The sequence below is a fragment of the Streptomyces sp. ISL-43 genome, from assembly GCF_018614195.1.
GTDB lineage: Bacteria > Actinomycetota > Actinomycetes > Streptomycetales > Streptomycetaceae > Streptomyces.
In genome coordinates this window covers 83,046-92,477 of the sequence record NZ_JAGGOT010000002.1, presented here as the reverse complement: position 1 = coordinate 92,477, position 9,432 = coordinate 83,046, and the positions used below count along the sequence as shown (strand labels likewise).

Annotated in this window: 2 protein-coding genes; one reads left to right on the top strand and one right to left on the bottom strand. The window is 67.4% G+C overall.

What is annotated here, in order from left to right:
* Positions 1-1,593 (bottom strand): DNRLRE domain-containing protein (locus J7F03_RS01050; protein WP_214946701.1); only part of this gene is annotated, 1,593 nt, incomplete at its 3' end.
* A gap of 558 nt (positions 1,594-2,151) precedes the next feature.
* Between J7F03_RS01050 and J7F03_RS01045 the strand changes: the two genes are divergently transcribed.
* Positions 2,152-9,432 (top strand): ricin-type beta-trefoil lectin domain protein, encoded by a 7,281-nt coding sequence (locus J7F03_RS01045; protein ID WP_214946700.1) that lies wholly within the window; start codon positions 2,152-2,154, stop codon positions 9,430-9,432.

Below are 9,432 nucleotides of genomic sequence, written 5' to 3'. Positions count from 1 at the left end.
CAGGCACGGACCACCGGGGGAGGTGCTCATGTTCTGCGCGAGCGGGACGTCCGGCGGAGTGTTGTAGACGACCTCGATGTACGGGGCGCTCTCACCGTTGGCGAGGAGCTTCTTCCAATAGTACGAATCCGACTCGTTCGGCGCCTTGAAACCGAGCGACAGCGCACCCCAACGGCCGCTGGCAGCCTGCGATACGAGTCCCTTGATGTCCGGGGCGACCCAGTTGTCCGGGCAGGAACTGTTATAGCCGTAACCGGCGTTCTCGGTGGCGACCTTGTTGCCCCACCAGCCGGTCGTGTTGTTCCACGTACTCGACGAACCCACGTAGGGGGTCGAGTAGATGTCCATATCCTTCCGCGTGCAGGACCAGGAGTACGTCTGCAGGGCCCGCACACTCGCCGACTGGATACCGGCTCCGTGGAGTTCGCTGCCGAAGTCGAAGTTGAACACCGAGCGGGACGTGCCGCCCGACGTCGACTCGTAGCCGATCCGGGCCTCGTTCGTGCCGCTCGCGTTGTAGTTCTGGCCGTTGTAGAAACTCGAATTCCCGGCCGTCTTGTACAGCAGCGACCAGGCGCGCTTGTGACCCTTGAACGACGGGTCCACGAACACCGGATACACCGTGTCCGCCGCGTTCAGCAGCGCCGCGTCAGGCTTCAGCGACAGCGTGTTGCCGGCGAAGGAGGCCGCGGCGACCGAAAGGTGCGCGCCCTCCGCACCGGCCAGACCCGCCAGACCGAGCGTCGGATGCTTCTTCGCGGCCGCCGAAGGCTTCCACGCCGGCGCATCGTCCGTGGTGGCTACCTTCCCCGACGAATCCCACATCAGCGGGGACGGCGAACCAGCTATCTCCTCGCCCTTCGCGTCACGCGCGCTGAGCGAACCGGACTCTCCGTCCAACTGGAACGACAGATCGGGGGAGGCGAGGCGGTAGTTCAGCTCGGCCAGCAGCGGATCCGCCGCGGCCGTCTTGTCCTTGACGACCAGGAGGTGCGAGTAGCCGCCGTCCTGCGCGGTCATCAGCAAGTCGATACCGGGGCGCACGTTCTCGTACAGCGCGCGCGGACCGTCGATGACCGGCTCGGGCAGCACGCCCGGCCAGCTCACCGTCATCTCGTGCCCATCCACACCCAGCCGGACCAGCTCCGTCCACACCTGGCCGGGCGCGTCCACCGTCAGAGCCGAACGCACCACGCCACGCGAAGCCCGGTCACCGACCGCGGCACCGGCGGTCCCGGCACTGAAGACCACGCTGCCGTTCACCGCCTTCGCGGCGTAGCCACCCTCGGCCTTCGCCAGGTCGGTGTCGACCGGCTTCCACTGGTCACCCACCTTGGCACGCACCGCCGAGCTGGATATCTGCTTCTTGAACAGACCGTCGGACTGCGCCCACGTCGTCGTGTTGGGACTGCGCTCCGCCGTGACCTCGACGTCCTTCCCGGACTCCGCGGCCAGCCTGCGCGCCTCGGAAGCGGTGACCGGCGCCCCGGCCCCCTCGGCGGCGGGCTTCTTCTCCCGCCCGGCGCCACCGCCCACCTGTACGGCAACCGGTACCGCGATGGCCACCGCCAGCAGAGCGGCCAGACCACCCATTGCCCTCCGACGCTGGAACCAACGACGGTCAGGTGCGTCAACAGCGGTATCCGCGCCGGCTGTTGGCGAGCTCTCGCCTACGGAATCATTCAAACTCACGACTCTTCCTCTCCCCTCCTTGGGTCTGCACTTCCGCAGCCTTCGGCAGTCACAAAACGACTTCGGCCGTCGCCTGAGTGAAAGGTCCGCTCCCCGCTCGCCCGTCACGCGATCGACGCGCGAGTTGAGCATGGGCTATCCGGTGCCGAACGGCACGCCCCGCAACCGACACACCCCCTGCCCAATGAGGGGGATTTCCGCCCATTACTCCAGGATGCGCACATGATCGAGTGATAAAGGGCACATAAAGATGGTGGAGATGGTGTTTCCGATCGAGTGGCCACAGAATCAGCTGGCTATTTGTCAGTCTCCTGCCGCGCACGCGCTTTGCTGTGGCGGCAGAGCGTGGGGGGTTCAATGTCGCCGTTGTCGGCGGACAGTTTTCGCCTGCCCGGAAACAGAAAGGCGCGCGCTCAACGCGCTCGCCTTGCCGGGCGCGTAGGCATCACGGTCTCCGTGATGCTGGTCGCATCTCTCTTGCCTTCCCAGTCCTGGGCCGCGCCACCCGGCAGCCGCACCGGGGTCGACCTGCCGGGCCTGCAAGTGGACTTGAAGGCCAAGCTCGACAAGATCGAGGCCGCCAAACTCGAAGGGTGGTCCGGCGATCCGGCCCAGCCGCCCGCCGATTACGAACCGTCCAAACTGAACCCGCCCGCCGCGGGAACGGTGGACGTCGCCCTGGCCGGCGACCAACTCGTCCAGGCCGGGTCCCTCCCCGTCAGCATCGGCAAGGCCTCGCCGACCGAGAGCAACCCGACCCCGCCCGCCCCGTCGGGTACCTGGTCGGTGGCGGTCGAAGCCCGCGCCGCGACCGAAGCCGCCAACATCGACGGCGCGCTCATCACGGTCACGCCGCCCGCCGACGCCTCCACTCCGGTCGACGTCCAACTGGACTACAAGCAGTTCAAGGACCTCTACGGGACCGACTGGGCGACGCGCCTGGAGATCAAGCAGCTCCCCGAGTGCTTCCTGACCACTCCGCTGCTCCCGGAGTGCAATACGACGAAGACGGTGCCCAGCACCAACGACCCGGCGACCGGCACCGTCCGTGCGACGGTCGACCCGGCGACCACTCCGGGCCAGGGCATGCGCACGATGGCCCTCGGGGGCGGCGGGCCGATGGTCCTCGCCGCGTCCGACTCCGGTTCGGGCCCGGGTGGAACGTACGGCGCGACCCCGCTCGCGCCCTCCGGAAGCTGGTCCGCAGGCGGCAACAGCGGCGACTTCTCGTGGTCCTACCCGCTCGGCATCCCCGAAGCTCCCGCCGGGCCCGCTCCGAAGCTGGCCTTCACCTACTCGTCGCAGTCCGTCGACGGGAAGACGTCCGTGGCCAACAGCCAGGCCTCCTGGATCGGTGACGGCTGGGGCTACGAACCCGGCTACATCGAGCGCCGCTACCGCACCTGCTCGGCCGACCTGAAGGCCGTGCCGAGCAAGCCGAACAACGACAACACCACGGACAAGAAGAAGGGCGACCTCTGCTGGGCCGGCGACAACATGGTGATGTCGCTCGGCGGCAGCACCACCGAGCTGGTCCGTGACGCCACCTCCGGCCAGTGGGTTCCCGCGTCCGACGACGGGTCCAAGGTCGAGCGCCAGACGGATGCCACCGTCGTCAACGGCGCGAAGGACGGCGAGTACTGGGTCGTCACCACCCCTGACGGCACCCGGTACTTCTTCGGCCGCCACGACGTGGACGGCGCCGGCACCCGCGCGGTGACCGACTCGGTCTTCACCGTCCCGGTCTTCGGCAACCACTCGGGTGAGCCCTGCTACCAGGCCGCGTTCGCGGACTCCTCCTGCACCCAGGGCTGGCGCTGGAACCTCGACTACGTCGAGGACCTCCACGGCAACGCGATGATCGTCGACTGGAAGAAGGAGACCAACCACTACGCCAAGAACGAGAAGTTCCAGGCGAAGGTCTCCTACACCCGCGGCGGCTACCCGAGCCAGATCACCTACGGCCTGCGCGCGAGCAACCTCTCCGGTGCCCCGGCGGCCAAGGTCGAGTTCACCATCGACGAGCGCTGCATCAAAGAGGGCTCCGCGAAGTGCACGGACACCGAGTTCGAGTCGAAGAACTACGGTGACAAGCAGCCCTGGTGGGACACCCCGGCGGCCCTGCACTGCAAGGTCGACGCCAAGGACTGCTTCACTACCTCGCCGAGCTTCTGGACCCGCAAGCGCCTGACAGCGGTCACCACCTGGGGCCAGCGAACCGAAGGCTCCACCGCCCTCTCCATGGTGGACCGCTGGAGCCTCACCCAGTCGTTCCCCAAGCAGCGCACCGACACACACCCGCCCCTGTGGCTTGAGTCCGTCACGCGCACCGGCTACGGCACCCAGAAGGACGAAGCGGGCAACCAGCGGAGCATCACGCTGCCGCCGACCACGTTCCAGGCCAACCTCCAGGACATGCCCAACCGGGTCGCCACCGGCCCCAACGACGCCACCCCGGACTTCGACCGCCTCCGTGTGGAGACCATCCGCACCGAGATCGGCGGCGACGTCTACGTGGACTACTCCGACCCGTGCGCGGTCGGCACTACGCACCCCAAGCCGGAGGAGAACACCACCCGCTGCTTCCCCGTCCACTGGTCGCCCGACACCGACCTGGAGAAGCCCCCGCTGGCCTGGTTCAACAAGTACGTCGTCGAGCGCGTGGTCGAGAAGGACCGGGTCGCCCGCCAGCCCGACGTGGTCACCAGCTACACCTACGAGGGTGACCCGGCCTGGGCCAAGGAAACCGACGAGTTCACCAAGCCCGAACTGCGCACGTACGGACAGTGGCGCGGCTACGCGTCGGTGCTCACCAAGGGCGGGGTGACGGCCAACACGGGCAAGAGCGACGCGACGGTCCAGTCCCAGACCCGCACCCGCTTCTTCCGCGGCATGTCCGGCGACGCGGGACGTCCGAAGATCATGTTGAAGGACTCCACCGACAAGGAGACGCTCGGCGAGGACCTGCCGCAGCACCAGGGCAGCCCTGCGGAGGCCATCACCTACACCCAGGCGGGCGGCAGCGTCGACAAGCGCGTCCTGACCTGGCCCTGGAGCCAGAAGACCGCCACCCGGCCCCGGGACGGCACCACCCCGCTGGAGGCGTACCGGAGCAACGTGTCCCGTACGGACACCATCCAGTCCGTCAGCGGTGGCGCCTTCCGCGTGGCCAGGTCTCTGAACACCTTCGAGGCCACTTACGGTCTCCTCCAGTCGGCCCAGACCGAGACCCGGGCCGAGGACGGCGCCGGCGGTTCGGTCGTCGCCGACCAGAGCTGCACGGTCACGTCCTACGTGCACAATGCGGCCAAGCACCTGATCGGCCTTCCCCAGCGGGTACGGGCCACCGCGGGTGACTGCGCCCAGGCGGGCACCGCCGCGACGCTCTCCGACCTGCGCACCTCGTACGACGTGCTCAACGCGTTCGGGACCGCCCCGGTGAAGGGCCTGCCCGTCCAGGTCGAGAGCAATGACGCGGCCGGTACCGGCTGGACGCCCACCGCGCGCACCGAGTACGACGCGCTCGGCCGGAACGTCAAGGTCTACGACCCGGCCGGCAACGTGACCAGCACCGTGTTCACCCCGGCCACCGGCGTCCCGTTCAGCACGAAGACGACCAACCCCGCCGGGCACACGAACACCGTCAAGGCCGATCCGGGCCGCGGCACCGTTCTGGAGACCACGGACACCAACAGCCGCAAGACCACCCTGGCTTACGACGGCCTGGGCAGGACCACGGCCGTCTGGACGTCCTCGCAGAAGGTCACCGACCCCGCCTCGCAGACGTTCGACTACCAGATCGCGGAGCAGCAGACCCCGGTCGTCACCAGCCGGACCCTGCGGGACAACGGCACCTATGCCAGCTCGGTGACCATCTACGACGGCCGCCTGCGACCGCGCCAGACCCAGGAGGACGCCCTGGGCGGTGGGCGTCTGATCACCGACTCCCTCTACAACCAGAACGGCACGGTCAGCCAGACCAACAACGGCTACTACGCGGAGGGCAAGCCGGACAACAAGATCTTCGTCCCCGAGACCGTCTTCCACGTTCCGAACTCCACGAAGACGGCCTACGACGGTGTCGGCCGCCCGGTCCGTGTGACGACCCTGTACGCCGACGTGGCGCAGTACTCCAACACGAACAGGTACGAGGGCGACTGGACGCTCACCCGTACCGGCATGTCGGCCGACGGCACCGCGCCGCTGCCGGGCAGCCGTGCGGTCAAGACCTGGACCGACGCGTCCGGCCGGCCCTCGCTGGTCCAGGACTACACGGCTACCGACCTCACGACCTGGAAGGACACTTCCTACAGCTACGACCAGCGCGGCAAGCTGGCGAAGGTCACCGATCCGGCCGGGAACAAGTGGGCCTACGCCTACGACGCCCGCGGCCGGACGACCGCGGTCGATGACCCCGACACGGGAACATCGGCCTACACGTACAACAACCTCGACCAGAAGGTCTCCGTCACCGATTCCGCCGGGCGTACCCAGTTCACGACGTACGACGCACTGGGCCGCACGACCGAGCTGCGCGACAACGCGGCGGACGGCCCCCTGGTGGCTTCCTGGACGTTCGACTCCCTGACCGGCGCCAAGGGACTGCCCGTGGCGTCCACCCACTACGAGGGTGCGGTGGAGTACAAGAGCGAGGTCACCGGCTACGACGCCGAGTACCGTCCCACCGGCAGCAAGATCACCATCCCCGACGTGCCCGCCACGAAGGGGCTGGCCGGCACCTACGCCTACAGCACGACCTACACCCCGCGGGGCAAGGTCCAGTCGACGACGGTTCCCGCGACGCCGGGCGGTCTGGCAGCCGAGAAGCTGATCACGCGCTACGACGCGGACGGCATGCCCAAGACCTTCTCGGGCCTCTCCTGGTACACGGCCGACATCGTCTACAGCCCGTACGGCGAGGTGCTGCGGACGGCCTCCGGCAACGCACCGAACCGGGTGTGGACCACCAACCTGTACGACCGCAACTCGGGCCGTGTCCAGCAGTCGATCAGCGACCGCCAGACCGCCAACCCGAACCGGATCTCGGCCCTCTCCTACACCTACGACACGGTCGGCAACCCGACCTCCATCACGGACACCCAGACCGGCGGCCGGGTCGACCGCCAGTGCTTCGCGTACGACGCGGTCGGGCAGCTGAGCAAGGCCTGGACGGGCAAGAGCGCGAACTGCCCCGCTCCGAGCCTGACCGAGGTCACCCCCGGTCCGGACGGTGACGGCTACTGGCAGGAATACCAGTTCGACCTGATCGGCAACCGCACCAAGCTCGTCGACCACGACCTCACCAACGCGGCCCTGGACGACGAGACCAAGTACACCTACGGCGTCAAGGTCGCGGCCAACGGCACCCAGCCGCCCACGACCATCCAGCCCCACGCACTCTCCAAGGCCGAGAAGACCCTCAAGACGGCCAACTCCACGGTCAACTCGCTCGCGACCTACGAGTACGACGCCTCCGGCAACACCAAGAGCCGCAAGATCGACGGTGACACCCAGAACCTGACCTGGGACCGACGCAACCAGCTCACCACGGCGAGCAGCCCCGGTATCGGCGCGGTCTCGGTCATCGGCATGGCGGGCAAGTGCCTGGACGTCCAGTCGGGTTCCACCGCGGACGGCACGCCCGTCCAGCTATACCCGTGCAACGAGACCAAGGCGCAGCAGTGGAAGCTGAGCGGTGACACGGTACGGGCCCTGGGCAAGTGCCTCACGGCCGACGGCTTGTACGCCCGCCTCGCGACGTGTGACGGGAGCACCAAGCAGGCGTTCACGTACCGTCCCGCCGACAAGACGCTGTACAACGCGGCGGCGAACGCCTGCGTCACCGTTCCCAACGACAACCCCGCGGACGGCAACGACCTCCACATCTACGCGTGTGCCGCGGGCGGTGTCCCGGCCCAGCAGTGGAGCTTCGACACCACCACCACCTCCATCTACGACGCGGCCGGCAACCGCCTGATCGAGGAAACCGGAAGCTCCCGGACCCTGTACCTCGGTGAAGCCGAGATCACCGTCGACAAGACCGGCCGGGCCATCGACGCGGTCCGCCACTACGGTGGCCCCGGAGCCACCACCGTCCGGACCACGTACGGCAAGCCGACCGGCCACAAGCTCAACGTCCTGCTGGCCGACCACCACAACACGGCCACCGCCTCCGTCGACCAGTCCGCCGGACAAAAGATCACCCGGCGCAAGACCGACCCGTACGGCAACACCCGGGGCGCCGTGGTGAACGGCTGGCCCGGCAGCCGTGGCTTCCTCGGCACGGGCGTCGACGACTCCTCGACCGGCCTGACCCACATCGGGGCCCGTGAGTACGACCCCGTCACGGGTCGCTTCCTGTCGGTGGACCCGCTCATCGACATCACCGACCCGCTCCAGATGAACGGCTACACGTACGCCAACGGCAATCCCCTCACCAACTGGGACCCGACGGGCATGGCACTCGAAGAGTGCATGAGCGGCATGTACGTGTGCACCAACCGGGGTACCCAGCCCGTCAGCAAGGGCAGGCGGTACGACGAGATCGTCTCGCAGAACCTGGCCGCCCAGCGGCAGCAGTCCATCAACCGCCAATACGCCCAGCACTACGGTTCCGGTGTGGTCGGGCAGGCGCAGCAGTCCTACGACCGCGCCGTGGACATGTTCACCGAGGGTCAGAAGTACGTCCGCAACACCAGCAACACTTCCAAGGAAGAGTTGCACAAGATGCAGGTCAAGTACGACCCGACCGCTCACAGCGTCCCCAAGCAGGTCGCGTACAAGATGTGGATGTACGGGGCTTCCGTCGAGGAGGTCGAGTACTTCAGCGAGCACTATTGCGACTTCGTGACGTGCAGCACGTGGGACGAGGCGGCGGTCTCCGGCAAGGGAATCGACAGCCCCCTCTACGAGCCCAATGAATCCGAGCTCGTGGGAGAGGAGATCGCCAAGGGGCTCGGGTACGCGGCAGGGCGCGCGGGTATCGGGTCCGGGGGCAAGGAAAGGCCCCGGTTCTGCGCGACGAACAGCTTCGTCGCCGGAACCGAAGTCCTCATGGCCGACGGCTCCACGAAGCCGATCGAGGAACTCGAACCCGAGGACCGGGTCCTCGCGACGGATCCCGAATCGGGTGAGACCGCGGCGAAATCCGTCACCGCCACCATCCTCACCGAAGACGACAAGACCTACGTAGACATCTCCGTCTCCACTCCTGACGGAATTCGCGACATCACCACCACGGGCCACCACCCGTTCTGGTCGGAATCCGATCGGGCCTGGCTCGACGCCGATCAGCTGAAGCCGGGCACAACGCTCCGCACGGACGAGGGCGCGACCGTCACGGTCGCTCGCACGCTCGTCTACCAGGCGGCCGACAAGACGTACAACCTGACCGTCGCAGACCTCCACACGTACTATGTGCTGGCAGGCGCCACGCCGGTACTCGTGCACAATGCCGGTGGCGGCGAGGATGATTACAACCAGGCGATGAACAAGGCGCTGGCATGGCTTGAGGCGCGTGGGTTCAATGCCGAAAAGCCGACGATCGGCAAGTTCGGCACGATCAAGGGCCAGCCCATCGGAATGCAGACCGGTGACGGTAAGACGGGCTTCCGGATCGAGTTTGACGAGCGTAGTGGCGCCCACATCAACGTATGGAGCGGGAAAGAAAAGGGTCCGCACTATGAGTTCAAAGCGACCGAGTCGACCGTGACGAGGATCCAGAGCCGGTTTGGATGCTGA